This is a genomic window from Bacillus sp. FSL M7-0307, assembly GCF_038627835.1.
Classification (GTDB): Bacteria; Bacillota; Bacilli; order Bacillales; family Bacillaceae; genus Bacillus; species Bacillus altitudinis.
The window spans coordinates 1207638-1227078 of the sequence record NZ_CP152023.1; the positions used below are offsets into that span (position 1 = coordinate 1207638).

22 protein-coding genes are annotated in these 19441 nt (G+C 41.5%); 15 read left to right on the forward strand and 7 right to left on the reverse strand.

What is annotated here, in order from left to right; translation table 11 throughout:
• The first annotated feature begins 227 nt into the window (after positions 1-227).
• On the forward strand, positions 228-851 hold the full coding sequence (locus MHI41_RS06105) for a poly-gamma-glutamate hydrolase family protein (protein ID WP_017367070.1): 624 nt from the start codon (positions 228-230) through the stop codon (positions 849-851).
• Here MHI41_RS06105 and MHI41_RS06110 read toward each other — a convergent pair.
• A complete protein-coding gene (locus MHI41_RS06110; protein ID WP_017367071.1) occupies positions 842-1426 on the reverse strand; it encodes an ImmA/IrrE family metallo-endopeptidase in 585 nt (194 codons plus the stop codon). The genes MHI41_RS06105 and MHI41_RS06110 overlap by 10 nt on opposite strands.
• Before the next feature lie 303 nt (positions 1427-1729).
• On the opposite strand from MHI41_RS06110, the gene MHI41_RS06115 reads away from it, so the two are divergent.
• Complete coding sequence (locus MHI41_RS06115) at positions 1730-2629, forward strand: N-acetylmuramoyl-L-alanine amidase (protein WP_026050077.1); 900 nt, start codon at positions 1730-1732, stop codon at positions 2627-2629.
• Here the strand turns inward: MHI41_RS06115 and MHI41_RS06120 are convergent.
• From MHI41_RS06120 to MHI41_RS06145, 6 genes are all read right to left on the reverse strand, one after another.
• Positions 2618-2749, reverse strand: a complete 132-nt coding sequence (locus tag MHI41_RS06120) for a hypothetical protein (RefSeq protein ID WP_008346290.1) — start codon at positions 2747-2749, stop codon at positions 2618-2620. The two genes, MHI41_RS06115 and MHI41_RS06120, sit on opposite strands and share 12 nt — an antisense overlap.
• A gap of 99 nt (positions 2750-2848) precedes the next feature.
• Positions 2849-3025, reverse strand: a complete 177-nt coding sequence (locus MHI41_RS06125; protein ID WP_008346289.1) for a type II toxin-antitoxin system SpoIISB family antitoxin — start codon at positions 3023-3025, stop codon at positions 2849-2851.
• The gene (locus MHI41_RS06130; RefSeq protein ID WP_019743468.1) at positions 2994-3764 is read right to left on the reverse strand and encodes a type II toxin-antitoxin system SpoIISA family toxin; all 771 of its coding nucleotides are present in this window, start codon (positions 3762-3764) and stop codon (positions 2994-2996) included. The genes MHI41_RS06125 and MHI41_RS06130 overlap by 32 nt, the downstream gene beginning before the upstream one ends.
• A 146-nt stretch (positions 3765-3910) precedes the next feature.
• Positions 3911-4909, reverse strand: a complete 999-nt coding sequence (locus tag MHI41_RS06135; RefSeq protein WP_008346283.1) for an inorganic phosphate transporter — start codon at positions 4907-4909, stop codon at positions 3911-3913.
• Between the two features lie 15 nt (positions 4910-4924).
• Positions 4925-5542 carry a DUF47 domain-containing protein gene (locus MHI41_RS06140; RefSeq protein WP_008346281.1) on the reverse strand — a complete coding sequence of 206 codons (618 nt, stop codon included), beginning with the start codon at positions 5540-5542 and terminating at the stop codon, positions 4925-4927.
• 206 nt (positions 5543-5748) lie between these two features.
• Positions 5749-6207 (reverse strand): ASCH domain-containing protein, encoded by a 459-nt coding sequence (locus MHI41_RS06145; RefSeq protein WP_008346278.1) that lies wholly within the window; start codon positions 6205-6207, stop codon positions 5749-5751.
• Positions 6208-6434: 227 nt separating this feature from the next.
• Between MHI41_RS06145 and ggt the strand changes: the two genes are divergently transcribed.
• The 13 genes from ggt (at position 6435) to MHI41_RS06210 (ending at position 19441) form a co-directional block, all read left to right on the forward strand.
• A complete protein-coding gene (gene ggt / locus MHI41_RS06150) occupies positions 6435-8189 on the forward strand; it encodes a gamma-glutamyltransferase (RefSeq protein WP_342494646.1) in 1755 nt (584 codons plus the stop codon).
• A gap of 276 nt (positions 8190-8465) precedes the next feature.
• Positions 8466-9479, forward strand: coding sequence for a sulfate ABC transporter substrate-binding protein (locus tag MHI41_RS06155; protein ID WP_272511597.1), 1014 nt, complete (start codon positions 8466-8468; stop codon positions 9477-9479).
• 11 nt (positions 9480-9490) lie between these two features.
• A complete protein-coding gene (cysT, locus tag MHI41_RS06160; protein WP_019743464.1) occupies positions 9491-10336 on the forward strand; it encodes a sulfate ABC transporter permease subunit CysT in 846 nt (281 codons plus the stop codon).
• A gap of 5 nt (positions 10337-10341) precedes the next feature.
• Positions 10342-11211, forward strand: coding sequence for a sulfate ABC transporter permease subunit CysW (gene cysW / locus MHI41_RS06165; protein WP_052320227.1), 870 nt, complete (start codon positions 10342-10344; stop codon positions 11209-11211).
• Between the two features lie 15 nt (positions 11212-11226).
• Positions 11227-11958 (forward strand): sulfate ABC transporter ATP-binding protein, encoded by a 732-nt coding sequence (gene cysA, locus MHI41_RS06170; RefSeq protein ID WP_017359151.1) that lies wholly within the window; start codon positions 11227-11229, stop codon positions 11956-11958.
• Between the two features lie 240 nt (positions 11959-12198).
• Positions 12199-12666, forward strand: coding sequence for a PTS sugar transporter subunit IIA (locus MHI41_RS06175; protein ID WP_017359150.1), 468 nt, complete (start codon positions 12199-12201; stop codon positions 12664-12666).
• 50 nt (positions 12667-12716) lie between these two features.
• The gene (locus tag MHI41_RS06180; RefSeq protein ID WP_007498866.1) at positions 12717-14090 is read left to right on the forward strand and encodes a PTS transporter subunit IIC; all 1374 of its coding nucleotides are present in this window, start codon (positions 12717-12719) and stop codon (positions 14088-14090) included.
• A gap of 19 nt (positions 14091-14109) precedes the next feature.
• Positions 14110-14388 carry a PTS sugar transporter subunit IIB gene (locus tag MHI41_RS06185; protein ID WP_008346262.1) on the forward strand — a complete coding sequence of 93 codons (279 nt, stop codon included), beginning with the start codon at positions 14110-14112 and terminating at the stop codon, positions 14386-14388.
• A 62-nt stretch (positions 14389-14450) separates the two neighbouring features.
• Complete coding sequence (locus MHI41_RS06190; RefSeq protein ID WP_008346260.1) at positions 14451-14897, forward strand: hypothetical protein; 447 nt, start codon at positions 14451-14453, stop codon at positions 14895-14897.
• Complete coding sequence (locus MHI41_RS06195) at positions 14894-15925, forward strand: alcohol dehydrogenase catalytic domain-containing protein (RefSeq protein WP_041092293.1); 1032 nt, start codon at positions 14894-14896, stop codon at positions 15923-15925. Before MHI41_RS06190 ends, MHI41_RS06195 begins: the two co-directional genes overlap by 4 nt.
• A gap of 180 nt (positions 15926-16105) precedes the next feature.
• Complete coding sequence (gene pdhA / locus MHI41_RS06200; RefSeq protein WP_008346257.1) at positions 16106-17089, forward strand: pyruvate dehydrogenase (acetyl-transferring) E1 component subunit alpha; 984 nt, start codon at positions 16106-16108, stop codon at positions 17087-17089.
• 31 nt (positions 17090-17120) lie between these two features.
• The gene (locus tag MHI41_RS06205; protein WP_026050078.1) at positions 17121-18101 is read left to right on the forward strand and encodes an alpha-ketoacid dehydrogenase subunit beta; all 981 of its coding nucleotides are present in this window, start codon (positions 17121-17123) and stop codon (positions 18099-18101) included.
• A 17-nt stretch (positions 18102-18118) separates the two neighbouring features.
• Positions 18119-19441 carry a dihydrolipoamide acetyltransferase family protein gene (locus MHI41_RS06210; protein ID WP_342494647.1) on the forward strand — a complete coding sequence of 441 codons (1323 nt, stop codon included), beginning with the start codon at positions 18119-18121 and terminating at the stop codon, positions 19439-19441.

A 19441-nucleotide genomic window follows, 5' to 3' on the forward strand; every position in this document is an offset into this window, starting at 1 on the left:
GATCGCAATATTCTAATATATGAGAGAGAATACAAAAAGATTCATATAGTCCAAAAGTTCTATTCGTTTCAATTATCGGTCATTTTTCCTCAACATTCAATAGTTAGCCCGTAAAGATAAGGAAAATTTAAGGATGCATTCAGATCACACTGGTCATTCGAAAACACTTTACAAAAGAATTTGCGATCAGTAGACTTATGCTCATATAGAGAAATGGGGCAGATGGAATGAATCAAATCATAGATACGTATCAAAATTATGAAGAGCTTTCCGCTCATGAAAGAAAAGGGATTGACTATCAGATTCTTCATCAGCGGAAAGGGGATCAGCTTCTCGTCCTGTCACCTCATGCGGGAGGAATTGAATCTGGCGTGAGCGAGCTGGTCCATGAAGTAGCAACCGATTATTCTATGTATTTATTCGAGGGCCTTAAAGTGAAAGGCAATCATGTTCTTCATATTACGAGCACACGTTTTGATGAGCCGATTTGTCTTTCTCAAGTGCATACACATCATTATACGTTTGCACTCCACGGCTATGGAGAAACAGACGTCCTACAAACTTTAGTTGGCGGTACCGACAGGGAAAAAGCTGCTGAAACAGTGAAGTGTCTCACACAAAATGGCTTCCATGCCTTGCTTTTATCTGAATCGGATCAATTTGCTGGAACACATCCTCAAAATATTAATAATCAATGCCTCACAGGAAAAAGTGTTCAAATTGAAATTAGCCAAGCTCAGAGAAGAGCTTTCTTTCAAGACTTTAGGCGGAGCCGTAGGCGTGATACACAAACCGAACAATTTTATCAATACACAAATGCGCTGAAACAAGTGTTAAGCCTTTATGAATAAACTTCTGACGTCACGTGTGCTGACGCTTTTGTTTGATACGCTGCTTCATTTTCTGCGACCTTGCTGGCTCTCATTAAATAAGAAGTGAATTCTTTTTGAAATTGAATGCCGGCTCTTCGCTGTTCAAATAGAGCAAGCCGTTTTTCAGCAAAAGCCCGAGTGACATGAAATGTTTGAGCAATATGCAAAATGGCTTGCTGCCTAAGGTTTGGGAGCGTCATTTGCAGCAGCATAAAAGTCGGAACACAAAAGTGATACATGAATTGTTTTGCTTGAAACTCTTGCAGTTCTCGAAAGAGCTTGTGCATGTTAAAGTGGTTGCCTGTATGCTTCAGCACATGACAAAGTTCGTGGGCGAAATCCTGCCACTGTTCTTCTGACGATAAGGCTCTGTTTAAAATAATACTGTAAAGACCTTGATGTTTGATCATCATGCTGCCAGTATCCTCGTAGTGTACCCATACATGAAATTCAGCTGCGATCCTATGCATGTCTACATAGGCAGGACCGCTTATTTGCAGTTGAGTGTATAACCGTTTAATATCTTCTTCTAAATGGGTTAAAAAATAAGTCATGTCAAAACCTCCACACAAACGTATGTTCTATTTTTGCCATAAAAGAAAAGTCCATATAGGACTAAATGGCTAATAAAGCTATCGCTTACTTTTTATATCGGCTTGTTTTTAACAATTTTAACATAAAATCAAAGAAAATTGGAAGTTTTTCCTGTTTTTATTCTGTTTTTTTATAAAGATAAAACGGCGATTGAATTCAAATTTTACCATAGTCTTATGACGAAAACAAACAAATTTGTCTTACGTTTGCCACCGATTGATGAGCAAGATCAAACATCAATTGAACAAAAAGGAGTGCAAAACATGGTACAAATTTATCAAGATTTTATTCCAGTTGGAAACGGAAATCGGCCAGGATATGCTATGACGCCGCTTTATGTAACTGTGCATAACACAGCCAATACATCTAAGGGAGCTGACGCAAAAAGTCACGCGGCATATGTCAAACGCTCAACAACAGAGGTAAGCTGGCACTTTACAGTGGATGACAAGGAAATTTTTCAGCATCTCCCTTTAAATGAAAATGGATGGCATGCTGGGGATGGACATGGAGATGGCAACCGAAAATCGATTGGCATTGAAATTTGTGAAAATGAGGATGGAAACTTTCAACAAGCTGTCAAACATGCCCAGTGGCTTATTCAAAAGCTTTTAAAAGAACATGGCATTCCATTAGCAAATGTGGTGACGCATCAGCATTGGTCAGGAAAAACATGTCCACGTCTGCTGCTAGCTACATGGGATGAATTTAAAAGAGGAATTGAGACTGCAGGTGATCCGGAAACGGTGATCACATATGTGGTGAAAAGCGGAGATACGCTAACGAGTATTGCCAAAGCCCATGGTGTCACAGTGAGTGATTTACAGACATGGAATCAGATTAGTGACCCGAACATGATTCGAGTTGGACAAGTTCTCAAGATTTATCGTACAGAAGAAAAGCTCAGTTATGAACTGCCGGATGGGGTGTTAAAGGTGACATCACCTCTGACAAAGGGGGAGCATGTACGTCTCGTCCAAAAAGCGCTTGCTGCTGTGTATTTTTATCCTGATAAAACAGCTGTAGATAAGGGCATTGATGGCGTTTATGGGGAAAAAACAGCCAATGCCGTCGCGCGATTTCAACTAATGAATGGTCTAACAAGTGATGGGGTATACGGTCCTAAAACAAAAGTGAAGCTGCTTCAACTATTAAATCAGTAAGTCTTTCTTTTTGGCCGCTTGAATGACGGCTTCACTCTTTTCATGTAATCGGCAGACATAAGGGGATGGCTTAAATTCAGCAAACTGAACATATCTCAATTGTTTAAGTTTCTTTTTCATATTGGCACCTCAATCGTTGCAGCAGTTGGTTTTATTGTATGCAAGTAGATGTGAAAATGGAAGTAGGACGCGGATGAAGTTCCGCGTCCTTTAGTGTAATCAAGCTTTTTTATTTTTATACTCATCTAGGAGCTGTTCATTCTTTTTGAAAATACGCTCTGTATGGGGACTTACTTTGTAATCAGCCATACTAATATGGCGCTTTTTCTTTAAAATCTTAAATGGGTTTTTCTTGCGATTGTTATTATCCCCTTGAAGTGCGTGTTCCATCTTCATCACCTTCCTCTTCGTCAGGCAAGATTAGGTCATAAATCGTTGTAAGTGAAGTCATTAATAAATAGTCGAATTCAGTGACAATATCCTCAGAGGTCAGCTTAATCACAAAGTGTGCATCCGCTACTGAAAACGGGATGAGAACCAATTTGCCGAAATCATCGTAATACACTTCCTGCCTGTCAAGCTTTGCTTGAATGAGCGCTCTCTGATCAAGTGTCCGCAGCAGGTCATCTTTTTGCTCCTGCGTATCATAAGGACAAAGAACTGCTTGAATATTCATTTTTTCTGCAAAAGAATAGATCAGTCGTTCAATTCCCTCTATATAAGCTTCTATACTTCCATAATATACATGGATCGGTTCGTTTTTCAATAGGTATTGGTACGTTTTTAGTTTATTGAGGTAAGAATGAAGCAGGTCGTTATTTTGTTCTAGGAGTTGATGGGTGTCGGTTTCAAGTTCATGATTTCCGAGTTTTTTAATATAGGAGCTGAGGAAAATAAAGGCATCAGTTAATGCGAAAAAAACAGCAATAATCAGGTAGTGCATCCAATCGGTGAAGATTGAAGCAGGGTCATTTGTCCAGTACACAACAGCACCTGCTACATAAATCCAATACCACGTTTTACGAATTGCAAACATCTTTTCTTTTACTTTTTGTTCAAAGCGCCATACCGCAAATACATATACAGCAAGAGCTCCTAGCAATAACCAAACAGTCAATTGAAAAAATAATAGCATGTTCTTCTCTCCCATAGACAGATGGATACTTATTTATTTCTATGGATATGATTGGAAACCCTGCTTCATGAAAAAATGGCTTGCAGAAAAAGAGCATTTGAGCATGCAAACAAATAAAAAAAGACCTGTTAGACAGGTCTTTGATATTAGAGAATCGCATTTAACACAAAGTATATAAGTGCCCCTAGAGTTCCCGAAATCGGTAATGTGATCACCCAAGTGACAAGCATACGTTTTGCCGTACCCCAGTTGACTCCTTTTACTCTATGTGCAGAACCTACACCTAGAATAGAAGATGAGATCACGTGAGTGGTACTAACCGGTAAGTGAATAAATGTCGCACCGAAGATAATAGCTGCACCCGTTAAGTCTGCAGATACTCCGTTTACTGGACGAATCTTCATGATTTTACCGCCGACTGTTTTAATAATCTTCCAGCCGCCAATAGACGTACCTAGTCCCATTGCAAGCGCACAAGAGAATTGTACCCAGAAAGGAATGTCGTCTGTTGTATGCAAATTACCTGCAATTAAAGCCATCGTAATAATTCCCATCGCTTTTTGCGCATCGTTTGTTCCGTGGGTATACGATTGCAATGCAGCCGTTAAAATTTGAACACGTCGGAATTGTTTATTTGTTTTTGCGAGATTGTTGTTTCGGAATACAATTTTGATAATGGTATACACAATATATCCCAAAACAAAAGCCAGGATAGGTGAAAGCAAAAGTGCTTGAATGATTTTAATGAATCCCGAATAGTTTAAAGCGCCAAAACCAGCAGAGGCAATAACAGCTCCTGCAATTGATCCGATCAGTGCATGTGAAGAACTACTCGGAATCCCGTAATACCAAGTAAGCAAGTTCCAAGTAATGGCTGCAATTAAAGCAGCCAAAATGACGACAGATCCGTTTTGAAGTGTAAAAGGATCTGCGATGTCTTTTGTAATGGACTTTGCCACACCTGTAAATGTCATTGCTCCTAAGAAGTTCATGAACGCTGCCATAATAATAGCATGTCTAGGCTTTAACGCTTTTGTTGAAACTGAAGTGGCAATGGCATTTGCTGTATCGTGGAATCCGTTAATGAAATCAAAAGCAAGTGCACAAATGACAATAAGTATGGTAAGGATGAGTAATGTATCCATGTTTAACTAACCCCGTTACGCATTCTTCATAATGATTGTTTCTAGATTGTTGGCAACACTTTGACAGGAATCTGCGATTTCTTCAAGTGTTTCGTAAATTTCTTTGTATTGAATGACCTTAATTGGATCTGTTTCTTTTCCAAACAAGTTCTTTAGTGATTTGCGGTGAAGATTGTCACAATTATGCTCAATCTCTTTAATTTTGATTGCGTGCGGATGAATATCTTTTAAGCGATTTTCAGCCAGTAATTCAATAGTTATTAAAATTTCTTTCGCACATTCTCTGATGTAGTGGCTGAATTTGTCGATATGTTCGTCAGAGCTTGTAATTGAATAAATTTCTAATGTTGCTGAAAAATGCTCAATGCCGTCTAAAACATCGTCGAGGCTATTCGTCAATTGAAGAATGTCTTCACGTTCAATCGGTGTAATAAAGGCTTTATTCAGCTCTTTAATCATGGTATGAACATGATTATCACCTTTTGTCTCATATTCCTTCAATGTGTCAGAAAATTCTTTCAGAGTGGTTTGATTTGTTACTTTATAGCTAACAAAATACTCAGCAGTTTCATCTAAATTTTTAGCAATTTCCGTTAACAAGACGGAAAACTTGTCTTTTTTCCTTTTTAACATGTAAAAACCCTCCATTGTATAAATGAGACAATGCACACATCAAATAATTATATATTCTTTTGTCGAAAAAAAACAGGTGTAGTCGAAAATTTCTTCACTTTTTCTATTTGATCTTATTCTGACCTAAAGATGTGATCTCAACTCACCTTTTTCAGAAAGGGGAAAAGAAAGCAAAAAAGCGGACCATTTTTGGCACCGCTTAAAAGTTAAGAAGCTGAATAAACAAGCTTAAATCGCTCACAAACAAGAAGCATATCTTCCTTAAATGTTAATCCGTACGGTTTAAGTGCTTCTGTGAAAAATTCTTCATGTTCTTTGTACCAATAGTCATATGAAAGATCGCCTTCACCTTCTGCTTTTGCAAATGATTCAGGAACCTCATTCATTGGCATGATATCTACTTGCGTGATCTCTATGATGGCTTTTGGTTCCTCCCGGCTGTCCAAAATGACCGCATAATGACCGGGTTTTGGAAGAGGCTCTTGTTCTTTTTCGTAAAAAAGGTATCCAGAACAAGTGGCTGTTTTTTTTCCTTGTTGTACAAGGTCAAGCAAGTGATCTGGGTTTGCGCCAAATGCCCAAGCAGAAACAGAGGCGTGATCAGGAGTTTTTCCTGATTTTTCTTCCCAATAAGATTCCCAAAATAAAGTGCTTTTGTGGTTCATCTTTTTTCCCCCTTTGTTATGAGTTTATTATATCGTGAAGTTTCCTACTTGAAAAAAGTATGTCTTTATTACTACAAGATGTGCATGTCATATGTTTTGAAAACATGTGTTTTGTTTGGCAGATATAGGATGATAGAATGAAAAATTTTGAAATTTTAGAATAATCTATTGTATTCTGGTCAAGAAGTCGGTAAGGTCAAAGTAAGAATATGGAAGGGGTGTTGTTCATGAAACGCATTTCTCTAACTGTTTTGTCCATATGTCTGTTTGTTTTCTCGTTTTTCCTGCCGGTCAGCCAAGTCACTGCAAACGAAACTCATGGGAATAAAGTAGCTGTTGGCAAAGATGGGATGGTGGCTACTGCACATCCACTTGCATCGGAGATTGGTGCTGACGTATTGAAAAAAGGTGGGAACGCAGTGGATGCTGCTGTTGCCATTCAGTACGCACTTAATGTAACAGAGCCAATGATGTCTGGAATTGGCGGCGGCGGATTTATGATGGTTTATGATGGGAAGACAAAGGAAACATCCATCATCAATAGCAGAGAGCGAGCACCACAGGGCGCAACACCTGACATGTTTTTAACAGATGATGGAAAAGTGATTCCGTTTGCTGAGCGATCTACACATGGAAATGCGGTAGGTGTTCCAGGGACTGTAAAAGGTCTTGAAGCTGCATTAGATAAGTGGGGTACTCGTTCTATGAAGGAATTGATTGAGCCCTCCATTCAACTTGCAGAAGATGGTTTTGAAATTGATTCTGTCTTGGCAAAAGCGATTGATGATCATCAAGCAAAATTGAAAAAAACGGCCGCAGCGCCAATTTTTCTTCCAAATGATCAGCCGCTCGAAGAAGGAGATCTGCTTGTCCAGCCAGGTCTTGCAAAAACATTTAAACTTATTGCGAAAAAAGGAAGCAAAGCGTTTTATGAAGGAAAAGTAGCAAAGGCACTTGCAAATACAGTTCAAGATTTTGGCGGGACGATGACTTCAAAAGATATCAAACGTTATGAAGTCAAGACTGACAAGCCAATCTGGGGATACTATAAAGGATATCAGCTTGCAAGCATGCCACCACCAAGCTCAGGCGGGGTGTTTATGCTACAAATTCTCAAAATACTTGACCATTTTAACCTGTCTCAGTATGACCCCAAATCATTCGAAAAATATCAGCTTCTTGCTGAAACGATGCACCTCTCCTATGCTGACCGAGCCGCATATGCCGGCGACCCCGAATTCGTAGATGTTCCACTAAAAGGACTATTAGACGATGATTACATTTCAGAAAGAGCCTCTCTCATTCAATTAGATCAAATGAATCGCAGCCCGAAAGAAGGAGATCCTTGGGCATATGAGGATGAAAAAAATCCATCCCCAATTGTTCCTCAGCCAGAAGATAAAACCATTGGTGAGACGACCCATTTTACTGTTGCAGATCAGTGGGGAAATGTTGTGTCATTCACCACTACCATTGAACAATTATTTGGTACAGGGATTCTTGTTCCAGAGTATGGATTTTTCTTAAATAATGAACTAACTGATTTTGATGCACGACCTGGCGGTGCAAATGAAGTCCAGCCAAATAAACGTCCATTATCAAGTATGACCCCGACGATCATTTTTAAAGATGGAGAGCCTGTCATGACTGTTGGATCTCCTGGTGGAACGACGATCATTGCTTCTGTTTCACAGACGATTCTCAATTTACTTGAATATGACATGGAGCTTCAGGATGCGGTAGAAGAGCCAAGAATCTACACAAACAGCTTAACTTCGTATCGTTATGAAGTAGGTGTCCCTCTAGATGTAAGAACAAAGTTAAATGATATGGGTCACCAGTTTGGCAGTTCACCTATTGATATAGGGAATGTGCAAGCTTTACTGATTGATCGAAAAGCAGGGACATTTACTGGAGTAGCTGATTCAACGAGAAATGGAACTGCTGTTGGTGTCAATCTAAAGGTAGCTGCAGATCAATAGCATTTCCCGGGAAAAGAAGCGCCTCATCAAGAAGGCGTTTCTTTTTTTCATTAAAATAAAAACACAGTTGACACCTGTGAATAGTTTGAATAATATATAGACTAACATCAATCATACATAGCTGATCGGACAACCGAAGGCTCTTGGCATTGACGTACAGGACTTTTTTGTACTTCAATCGCTGAGGGCCTTTTTTGCGTATAGAACTGAAAACGGCAAGGTTGGTGTCACTATTCAATGTGAAAGGGAGCGGATAACGTGAAAAAATGGATATGGATGTCTATTGCGATCACACTTTTCATCATCACAAGTGCTGCATGCTCAAATGCGAATGAAGCCTCAAATCAAAAGGGAAAGGTTGAGCTGTTGAATGTGTCATACGATCCTACCCGTGAATTGTATCAGGAATACAATCAAGCCTTTCAGACTTATTGGAAAGAAAAAACCGGTGAAGATGTGACAATACAGCAGTCTCATGGAGGGTCAGGTAAGCAGGGGAGATCGATTATTGATGGACTCGAAGCAGACGTGGCTACACTTGCTCTTGGATACGACATTGATGCCATTGCAGATCGAGGGCTACTTTCAAAGGATTGGCAAAAAGAATTTCCGAATCAGTCCACACCTTATACGTCTACTATTGTGTTTCTTGTGAAGAAAGGAAACCCAAAAAAGATTAAAGACTGGGATGACCTGATTCAGCCAGGTGTATCCATCATCACACCTAATCCAAAAACGTCAGGCGGTGCAAGATGGAATTATTTAGCCGCATGGGCATATGCCGATAAAACCTTTCATGGGGATGAAGAAAAAACGAAGGACTTTGTGAAAAAGTTATATGAGCATGTCGAGGTGCTCGATTCAGGTGCTCGTGGCGCCACAACAACTTTTGTCGAGCGCGGTCTTGGTGACGTGTTAATTGCTTGGGAAAATGAAGCCTATTTGACACTGCATGAATTAGGTAAAGACAAATTTGAGATTGTCAGTCCCTCCGTTAGTATTCTAGCAGAGCCGCCCGTTGCCGTTGTCGACCAAAATGTGAAACGAAAAGGAACAGAGAAAGTGGCAAAGGCTTATTTAGATTATTTGTATTCTAAAAAAGGACAGGAAATTGCGGCGAAAAACTATTATCGACCAAGAAATCAAGAAGTGCTAAACAAATATAAAGATCAATTTAAAGAGATTGATATGGTGACCATTGATCAGGCATTTGGCGGATGGCGAAAGGCGCAGAAAAGATTTTTTGATGATGGCGGATTATTTGATCAAATATATAGCGGACAAAAATAGGGGGCGACGTGATGAAGAAAGGCTATGCTGCCGCCAATAAAAGAAAACGTGTATTGCCTGGATTCGGGCTGAGTCTCGGAGTGACACTTGTTTATGTCAGTGCGATTGTCGTGATTCCTTTATCTATGGTATTTATTTGGACGGCTTCATTAGGAGCAGAAGGAATTTGGAATGTCTTTAGTGATGCGCGGGTGCTAAAGTCGCTGCAGCTTACGGTTACGACTTCTTTTGCAGCTGCACTCATCAATGCAGGTTTCGGTGTACTGATCGCATGGGTTCTCACGCGGTACTCGTTTCCAGGAAAGAACATCCTGGATGCCCTCATCGATTTGCCGTTTGCTCTTCCAACGGCAGTGGCTGGCATCGCTTTGACGACTCTTTATTCTCCGAATGGGTGGATTGGGCAATTTTTGCATGTGAAGGTGGCATACACCCCGCTCGGGATTATTTTGGCACTGATTTTTATTGGCATTCCATTTGTCATAAGAACGGTTCAACCGGTCATTGAGGGGCTTGAGCAGGAAGTGGAAGAGGCCGCAGCCATACTTGGTGCTACAAGAAAACAGACCTTTTTTCATGTACTGCTGCCTGCCTTGTTTCCAGCGGTAATGACTGGATTTTCTCTGGCATTTGCAAGAGCACTCGGTGAATATGGCTCCGTTGTGTTTATAGCGGGAAATATTCCGTTTAAAACAGAGATTACACCACTGATGATCATGTCTAAGCTTGAGCAGTATGATTATCAAGGTGCCGCAGCCATTGCCTGTTTCATGCTGCTCTTATCATTTGTCATTTTGTTATTGATTCACGGATTGCAGTGGTTTGTCGAGCGGAAAAAACAAGTGGAAGTGAGGTGAGACGATTGGAAAGGGAGCTTCTTAAAGAGCACCGCATCAAGTACAGGAGTCCTGTGACGGAATCAAAAGCGGTGAAGCGTATGTTGATTAGTGTGGTGTATGCTTTTTTGATTTTGTTTTTACTCATGCCGTTGATTGCTGTGTTTTCAAAGGCTTTTGAGAAAGGATGGAGTTCTTATCTTCTTGCCATCTCACATCCAGACACGCTTGCGGCAATTAAATTGACTGTTTTCATTGTGATGATCACATTGCCGCTTCAAATGATTTTTGGGATCAGTGCTGCTTGGCTCATCACAAAATTTCATTTCCCGGGAAAACGTTTGTTAACAACTGTCATTGATCTTCCGTTTGCGGTGTCACCTGTCATTGCAGGACTTGTATTTGTACTTTTATTTGGTTCAAATGGACTTTTAGGACCGTGGCTATTAGCAAATGGATGGAAAGTGATTTACTCTGTACCGGGGATGATTCTTGCGACCATCTTTGTGACATTTCCTTTTGTTGCGAGAGAATTAATTCCGTTTATGCAAAATGAAGGCATTCATGAGGAAGAAGCATCGCTTACGCTTGGTGCCAGTGGGTGGAAGACCTTTTTCCTTGTGACACTTCCAAATATAAAATGGGCCCTTTTTTACGGCGCCATTTTAGCAGGGGCAAGGGCGATTGGTGAATTTGGTGCAGTGTCAGTTGTATCCGGTCATATCCGCGGAATGACAAATACGATGCCGCTTCATATAGAAATTCTATACAACGAGTATCAATTCCAAGCGGCTTTTGCCGTGGCCTCTCTCATGGCGTTTGTAGCGGTCATCACATTAATCATCAAGCAGATCATTCAGCAGAGAGATCACAGGCTTGGCAAGCGTTCAAAATAAATGGAGGGATCAGCCTTGGGGATTACAGCGAAACAAATATCAAAGCAATTTGGGCAGACGAAGGTTTTGCAAAACGTGGATTTGACGATCGGAAATGGGGAATTAATATCCTTACTAGGACCATCTGGATCAGGTAAGACGACTTTATTAAGAATTATTGCAGGGCTTGATGATGCGAATACAGGGCAGATCTTATTTGGAGAACAAGATTATACTCACATTCCAGTGCGAAAACGGCAAATTGGTTTTGTCTTTCAGCAATATGCGCTTTTTCGAAATATGACGGTATTTGATAATGTGGCTTATGGATTGAAGATGAAACCTAGAGGAGAAAGGCTGCCTAAAAAAGACATCAAAGAGCGGGTGCATGAGCTGCTGAAAGTTGTTCAATTAACGCAGTATGAACACCGTTATCCAGAGCAGCTGTCAGGTGGACAAAAGCAACGTGTAGCACTCGCACGTGCTCTAGCCGTTAAACCGAAAGCTCTTCTCTTAGATGAACCTTTTGGTGCACTAGATTCAAAGGTGAGAAAAGAATTACGACATTGGCTGAAAAAAGTTCATCAAGAATTTCAAATGACGACCATCTTTGTGACGCATGATCAAGAAGAAGCGTTTGATATCGCTGATCGTGTTGTAGTGATGAATGAGGGCAGAATCGAAAAAATCGGCACAAAAAAAGAAATGACAGAGCAGACAGACAACCTTTTTGTAGCTGAATTTTTAGATATAGGAAGCCATATTTAACAAGAAGTTGATGTGATGTAATGAAAGAGATGCGGCAAAAAGCTGCATCTTTTTTTATAAAAATTTTCCTAGGAACATTGACTTATAATTTCGAATATTATAATATCTTTACAAAGGTAACAGTATTGAACATTTTATAAAACATCTATTTGTAAGCGCTTCACAAAAGGTTCTATTTTAAAATGTTCATTCTTTTTGTTACATGTGTTCATATTTATACCAAATGAAAGGGGTGGTTGTTTGAACAGCTTGTTTGAGTTAGATCAACAGCTGATTGAGCTGCAATACGAAGCATCTTCAAGTGAGGAGGTGACTGCCTATTTAGCAGAAAGGTTAGAAACTGGAGGATATATTAAATCGAGCTTTTTACCAGCAGTGCTTGAAAGAGAAAAAACATATCCGACCGGTCTTCCTCTTGCGACCTTTGGGGTGGCCATTCCCCATACAGATCCTGAACATGTAAACAAACCGGCGATCAGTGTAGCGACATTAAAGGAACCTGTTATTTTTCATAAGATGGGAAGCCCTCATGAGACAGTTCAAGCCAAAATTGTGTTCGTTCTGGCAATCTCTGAACCTAGTAAGCAGCTCGTGATGTTAGAGAAACTGATGACGCTTTTCAGAAAAGAAGAAGTAATGACAAGTTTATCTCAGATGACATCGTATGAAGAAGCTGTTGATGTACTTCAAAAAGAATTAAACCAATAGTTATTCAAGACATAATGTAAGCGCTTTATTTAAAATCAGGAGGTGGATGTATGATCAAGCAAGCCGTCGATTTCATCTTAGACTTAGGGCCAACAATTATGCTCCCAATTATTATGACGTTATTCGGTATGATTTTAAGGCAAGGATTTAAAAAATCCTTCCGTGCAGGTATTACCATCGGAATTGGATTTGTCGGGGTCAATCTGGTCATTAATTTACTTGTAAGCGGTCTTGGACCAGCAGCCAAAGCCATGGTCAATTCTCTTGGATTAAAGCTTGATATTTTAGATGTCGGTTGGCCGATTGGAGCCGCCATTTCATTTGGTACACCTGTTGCCCCTTTGATGATTCCTCTTGTGCTCTTGTTAAATGTCATTTTGCTGTCTGTTAACTTTACGAAAACATTGAATGTGGATATTTGGAATTTCTGGCATTTGATTTTCGCTGCTTCTGTTACTTACTACGCATATCATAATATGTTCTTAGCCCTTGCCGTTGGTTTAATCGTTTCTGCGATTACACTAAAACTCGCCGATTGGACGGCACCGACGATTGAACACCATTTCGGATTAAAAGGCGTATCGATGGCTCATGCTGAAACGGTCAACTTCGCTCCGCTCATGTATGCGTCAAACCGCGTGATTGATAAAATCCCTGGTTTAAACAAAATTCATGCGGATCCAGAAACTTTGAAAAAACGTTTTGGCATCTTTGGTGAACCGCTTGTGATGGGTCTTATACTTGGTATCATTATTGGTCTTCTTGGCGGCTATGATGCAAAAGGTGTCATGACTCTTGGAATTCAAATGGCTGCAGTGCTTGTGTTAATGCCAAGAATGGTTGCTTTATTAATGGAAGGACTTATTCCAATCTCTGAGGGTGCTCGTTCTTATATTCAAAAGCGTTTCCCTGGAAAAAATGTCTATATTGGTTTGGATACAGCGATTGTCATTGGTCATCCAGCGAATATGGCTGTAGCCCTTTTGATGGTGCCAATCACCATTTTGCTCGCTGTCGTCCTTCCTTACAATGGCATGCTGCCGTTTGCAGACTTATCGGTTCTGCCATTTACAGTCGTATGGGCAGTAGCAGCCGCTCGTGGGAATATTATTCGCGGCCTCATTAACAGTATTTTTACCTTAATGATTGTTTTCTTCATTGCAACGAACCTTGCACCACTCGCCACAACAATGGGGAAAGCAGTTGGTTTCGACTTCCCAGAAGGGGCAAATATGATCTCTGGTATCGATCTTGGTTCACACGTCATTCCTTGGATCATGGTGAGACTTCTTGATCCGAGCAATCCTTACTTCATTGCAGCGATTGTCTGTGCACTGGCATATGCGCTTCTTTGGTACTGGGTGCGAAATGATATTAAAAAGCAGTATGCAAAAGAAATGGGCTTAGATCAGAAAGATCAATAAACGAGCTGGAGGGATTCTCATGGCAAAAAAAATATTAGTATCTTGCGGAACGGCAGTTGCTACGTCAACGGTTGTGGCAAAAAAGGTAGAAGAGACATTAAAGGAAAAAGGATACGATGTCATCGTTGAACAGTGTAAGGCATCTGAGGTTCCGCAGAAAGCGGAGGGTGCTGATTTAATTGTGACGACAACGCCTGTTAGTGATACAAAAGGAACGCCTGTGATTCAAACGTTATCTTTTTTAACGGGATTTGGCATTGAAGAAGATATTGAAAAAATTATCGATCATATTAAGTGAACGATGATTGCGTGGAGGAGCTGCGAAAGCTCCTTCCATGTCATTTGAAAGGAGGAGCTCTCATGCAGCAGCATGCTTATAGCCGAACGTCTGCCATGTTTTCTATTTTCCTTCCGGCCTTGTTAATATGTGTGTTTTTTCTCTGGTCTCTTTATACGTTGATGTCGGCAGGACCTGAGCCATTAGCTGTGTTAGGTGTCTATACGCTGCCTATCCTTATGCTTTCTAGCATCACTGGCCTGAATCAGCCAACGAATATCATGATTAGTGAAGATGAGCTGAAAATAGGTGCTTTTGGCAGGTGGCACACATATGCCGTGTCCGATATTAAAGGAAAGTTGTTTTTAAAACCATATCCTCATATCGGGAAAGTATATGTCAGAGTGGGACCTGCGCGAATATTTGGCGGACGCTACTGGATTTCAAGTGAGATGAGTGAGTACAAGCAGCTCGTTCAATCCTTGCAGAGTCTTGCGACATGTGATGAAAAGGAGGATGCGGCTAAATGAAATCAGCTGTCTTTTATTCTTCAGAGGACATTCGTTACGAGGAGCGGAAGCGGCCAGCCATTGGTGATGATGAAGTATTATTAAAAATGCGTGCCTGCGGGTTATGCGGGACGGATATTTATAAAGCGACACATGAGACGGTACCTCCTGGCACAGTGCTAGGGCATGAAATCGCTGGTGACATTATCGAAACAGGCCGTCACGTCACACATGTTCAAACGGGAGACAGGGTGTATGTAGCGCATCATGTCCCTTGTTTTACTTGTGACTTTTGTCAAAGAGGATTTTATACAATGTGCCCACAATTTGCAGCCACAAATGTAGAGCCGGGCGGTTTTTCGGAATATATTCGTGTTCCTGCTTTACATGTGAAGCATACAATGGGCAAACTCCCACATGACGTCTCATATGAACAAGGAGCGATGGTCGAACCGGTTGCCTGCTGTCTTCACGGCTTTGAAAGGGCGCCCGTTCATCCTGGAGATTCGGTCTTGATTCTTGGAGCGGGACAAATTGGCTGCATTCAATTACAGCTTGCCAAATATTATTTGGCTGGAAAAGTGTTGATCACAGACGTAAATGAGAACAGGCTCCGTCAAGCAAGAAATCTTGGGGCGGACGTCGCTTTTCATCCAGCATCTGAGCCAGTAGAAAACCGCGTCATGAAAGAAACAGATGGAAAGGGAGCGGATCTTGTCATTATTTCTGTGGGGAGCAGTGCGCTTTTAAAAGAAGCATTTCAAGCTGTTGCAAGAGGCGGAACGATTTTGGTCTTTGCTCACTTTCCGAAAGGGGATGTCTCCATTCCAGCAGAACGTTTTTTCCATGATGAAGTAAAAGTAGTCGGAGCTTATTCCTCGCATCCATACCATTATCGTGAAGCGCTGGAGCTCTTAAAAGCGAAGGTCGTTCATACAGAAAAAATGGTGACGCATCGATATCCATTAAGTCAGCTTCGTCAGGCGATAGAATGCGCTAGGCATCCAGAAGGTGAAAGCGTCAAAATCATGATGTATCCAGATGAATGAGAATGTACGAGATGGAGAGAAAGAGAAGGTCTTTGGAAAAGGGCTTTGCCTTTCTCTTTTTTTCTGAAAAAAGATGAAAACGCTTAAAAAATAAACGGAAATGCTTGACTTCAATGAGAGTTAAACGTATGATAATTACAAATGTAACACATAAGAACAAATGTAAAGGGGAGAGAAGAAATGCAAAAACAAATCACTTTGCCTGAACAGATTAGTCATGAGAAATTAGCAGATTTATATAAACAAATGTGGTTAGTAAGATATTTTGATGAAAAGGTCGATCAATTCTTTGCTAAAGGATTAATCCATGGAACGACCCATTTATGTGTTGGACAGGAAGCATCGGCTGTTGGATCTATTGCTGTGTTAAAGGATGAAGATAAGATTGTCAGTACACACCGCGGACATGGTCACTGTATTGCAAAAGGTGCAGAGGTCAATAAAATGATGGCTGAACTGTTCGGACGTGAAACAGGTTACTGCAAAGGAAAAGGCGGTTCCATGCATATTGCCGATTTAGAAAAAGGAAACCTTGGGGCAAATGGAATTGTTGGCGGCGGTATTCCACTTGCAACAGGTGCGGCGCTCACGTCCAAGATGAAAAAGGAAGGCTTTGTGGTCCTTTGTTTCTTCGGAGACGGCGCTACAAATGAAGGCAGCTTCCATGAAGCGCTGAATCTTGCTTCCATTTGGGATTTACCTGTTGTGTTTATTTGTGAAAACAACCAATACGGCATGTCTGGTCCTGTGAAAGAAATGATCAACATTGAAGACATCTCAACAAGAGCAGAAAGCTACGGAATGCCAGGGAAAACAGTTGATGGAAATGACATGGTTGAAATCATGAATACAGTAGATGAAGCGGTAAGCCGTGCAAGAGCTGGAGAAGGGCCATCACTCATTGAAATGAAAACGTATCGCTGGAAGGGTCACTCAAAGAGTGATGCGAAAAAATACCGTACACGTGAAGAAGAGACAGAATGGAGACAAAAAGACGGAATTAAACGCTTTAAGTCACTCTTAATGGAGCTAGATGTTCTGACAGAAGAACAGGCTGCTCGTTTACAAGAAGAAGCGAAGCAAGAGATCGAGGCATCTGTTGAATTTGCGAAAAATAGTAAAGAACCATCAATTGACACACTATTAGAGGATGTATACGCCTAATTAGGAGGGGAATCACGTGACAAACACGACAGTGAGAGAGATTTCATATTTAGAAGCCGTTCGAGAAGCAATGAGTCAGGAAATGAGAAAAAATCAAGATGTCTTCATTTTAGGTGAAGATATCGGCGTATACGGTGGCGCATTTGGTGTCACGCGCGGGATGATCGAGGAATTCGGTCCAGAACGCGTCCGCAATACGCCGATTTCAGAGGCTGCCATCGCAGGAGGCGCAGTCGGAGCGGCTTTGACAGGGATGCGTCCGATTTTAGAACTACAATTCTCTGACTTTATTACAATTGCAATGGATCAGCTTGTGAACCAAGCAGCAAAAACACGTTACATGTTTGGCGGAAAAGGGAAGGTGCCGCTTGTTGTCAGAACACCAGCAGGTTCCGGGACAGGTGCCGCAGCGCAGCACTCCCAAAGCTTAGAAGCGTGGATGGCTCATATTCCTGGACTAAAGGTGGTTCAGCCTTCAACAGCTTATGATGCAAAAGGACTTTTAAAAGCAGCAATGGATGATGACAACCCTGTCATTTTCTATGAACACAAGCTTTTATATAAAACAATTGGTGAAGTACCAGAAGAGCAGTATTCGATTCCTTTAGGGAAAGCGGATGTGAAGAGAAGCGGAAAGGACGTCACAATTGTCGCAACAGCCATTATGGTGCACAAAGCGCTCGAAGCAGCGAAGGAACTAGAAGCGGAAGGAATCGATGTCGAGATCATTGATCCGAGAACGCTCGTCCCATTAGATGAAGAAACCATTATTGAATCTGTGAAAAAAACAGGCAAATGTATCGTTGTGCATGAGGCAGTGAAACGCGGCGGCTACGGCGGAGAGATTGCGAGTATGATAGCGGAGAGTGAAGCCTTCGACTATTTAGATGCACCTATTAAACGACTTGGCGGTCTTGCCGTCCCAATACCGTACAACCCAACGCTGGAAAAAGCAGTCATTCCACAAGTGCCAGATATTATTGAAGCAGCAAAAGAGCTCGTGCGCTCTTAAGTAAAGGGGAGAAGATCATGCCAAAAGAGATATTTATGCCGAAGCTAAGCAGTACGATGGAGATCGGTACCTTGCTTCAATGGTTTAAAGAAGAAGGAGATTCGGTTGAAATCGGTGAGCCTCTATTTGAAATTATGACAGACAAAATCAATATCGAGGTTGAAGCCTATGATGATGGCGTTTTTCTAAAGAAATATTACGAAGCAGATGATCAGATTCCAGTCAATGCTGTCATTGGATATATCGGAGAGGCAAATGAGCAGGTACCGAGCGAGCCACCAGCGCAGTCAGATGAAGCATCTTCTGAAGACAGCGGAACATCATCGACATCTGAACCATCTGTTTCGACTGACGTTGAACCAACGGTGGGTGAGAAAGTACGCGCAACACCTGCAGCGAGAAAAACGGCAAAAGATCATCAAGTAGCCATTCACGAAGTATCTGGTACAGGACCAAAAGGCAGAATTCAAAAACGGGATGTCGAAGCGGCCCTTCATACGAGCGAGGAAGGTCAGCGAGTATCACCACTTGCAGGAAAAGTGGCTGCTCGTGAAGGAATCGACTTAGCGAATGTTGCTGGTTCTGGCGCTCACGGCAAAATCATGAAGAGTGATGTGACAGCAGCAGGCGCACAAAAGGCAGAAGCTGCTCCAGCAAGAACACAAAAACTAGCCGGGATGAGAAAAGTGATCGCAGATCGCATGTCACAAAGTGCCTTTACAGCGCCGCACGTCACATTAACAAGTGAAATTGATATGACAAAAGCAAAAGAAGTGCGCAAACAGCTGCTCCCAGCGATTGAAAAAGAGACTGGCTACAGATTGTCGTTTACAGAAATCATCATTCATGCGGTCAGCAGTGTCCTCACGCGCCATCCGCAAATCAATATGACGTTTGAACAAAATGAGCTCCATTTCCATGAGGATGTGCACATTGGTCTCGCGGTTGCTGTGAAAGACGGCCTAATGGTTCCGGTCATCTCTCACGCAAATCAAAAAGGGCTGAAACAGCTCACAAAAGAAGCAAAAGAAATTGGTCGAAATGCACGCGATCAAAAGCTGCTGCCAGACCAGTTGAAGGGGTCTACATTTACCATTAGTAACTTAGGGATGTATGCCATTGACACGTTTACCCCAATTATTAATCAGCCGGAAGTGGCGATTTTAGGTGTTGGACGCATTCAAGAAAAACCTGTAGTGATCGATGGAGAAATTCAGGTGCGGCCAATGATGGGTGTCAGCTTATCATTTGATCATCGAGTGGTAGATGGTGCACCAGCAGCGGCCTTTTTAACAGACCTTAAAAAAGTGCTTGAACAACCATTTGAATTGCTAATGTAG

Coding starts and splice junctions, on each gene's coding strand:
- MHI41_RS06105 (WP_017367070.1), top strand. CDS start 228: ATGAATCAAATCATAGATACGTATCAAAATTATGAAGAGCTTTCCGCT.
- MHI41_RS06110 (WP_017367071.1), bottom strand. CDS start 1,426: ATGACTTATTTTTTAACCCATTTAGAAGAAGATATTAAACGGTTATAC.
- MHI41_RS06115 (WP_026050077.1), top strand. CDS start 1,730: ATGGTACAAATTTATCAAGATTTTATTCCAGTTGGAAACGGAAATCGG.
- MHI41_RS06120 (WP_008346290.1), bottom strand. CDS start 2,749: ATGAAAAAGAAACTTAAACAATTGAGATATGTTCAGTTTGCTGAATTT.
- MHI41_RS06125 (WP_008346289.1), bottom strand. CDS start 3,025: ATGAAGATGGAACACGCACTTCAAGGGGATAATAACAATCGCAAGAAA.
- MHI41_RS06130 (WP_019743468.1), bottom strand. CDS start 3,764: ATGCTATTATTTTTTCAATTGACTGTTTGGTTATTGCTAGGAGCTCTT.
- MHI41_RS06135 (WP_008346283.1), bottom strand. CDS start 4,909: ATGGATACATTACTCATCCTTACCATACTTATTGTCATTTGTGCACTT.
- MHI41_RS06140 (WP_008346281.1), bottom strand. CDS start 5,542: ATGTTAAAAAGGAAAAAAGACAAGTTTTCCGTCTTGTTAACGGAAATT.
- MHI41_RS06145 (WP_008346278.1), bottom strand. CDS start 6,207: ATGAACCACAAAAGCACTTTATTTTGGGAATCTTATTGGGAAGAAAAA.
- ggt (WP_342494646.1), top strand. CDS start 6,435: ATGAAACGCATTTCTCTAACTGTTTTGTCCATATGTCTGTTTGTTTTC.
- MHI41_RS06155 (WP_272511597.1), top strand. CDS start 8,466: ATGTCTATTGCGATCACACTTTTCATCATCACAAGTGCTGCATGCTCA.
- cysT (WP_019743464.1), top strand. CDS start 9,491: ATGAAGAAAGGCTATGCTGCCGCCAATAAAAGAAAACGTGTATTGCCT.
- MHI41_RS06180 (WP_007498866.1), top strand. CDS start 12,717: ATGATCAAGCAAGCCGTCGATTTCATCTTAGACTTAGGGCCAACAATT.
- MHI41_RS06185 (WP_008346262.1), top strand. CDS start 14,110: ATGGCAAAAAAAATATTAGTATCTTGCGGAACGGCAGTTGCTACGTCA.
- MHI41_RS06190 (WP_008346260.1), top strand. CDS start 14,451: ATGCAGCAGCATGCTTATAGCCGAACGTCTGCCATGTTTTCTATTTTC.
- MHI41_RS06195 (WP_041092293.1), top strand. CDS start 14,894: ATGAAATCAGCTGTCTTTTATTCTTCAGAGGACATTCGTTACGAGGAG.
- pdhA (WP_008346257.1), top strand. CDS start 16,106: ATGCAAAAACAAATCACTTTGCCTGAACAGATTAGTCATGAGAAATTA.
- MHI41_RS06210 (WP_342494647.1), top strand. CDS start 18,119: ATGCCAAAAGAGATATTTATGCCGAAGCTAAGCAGTACGATGGAGATC.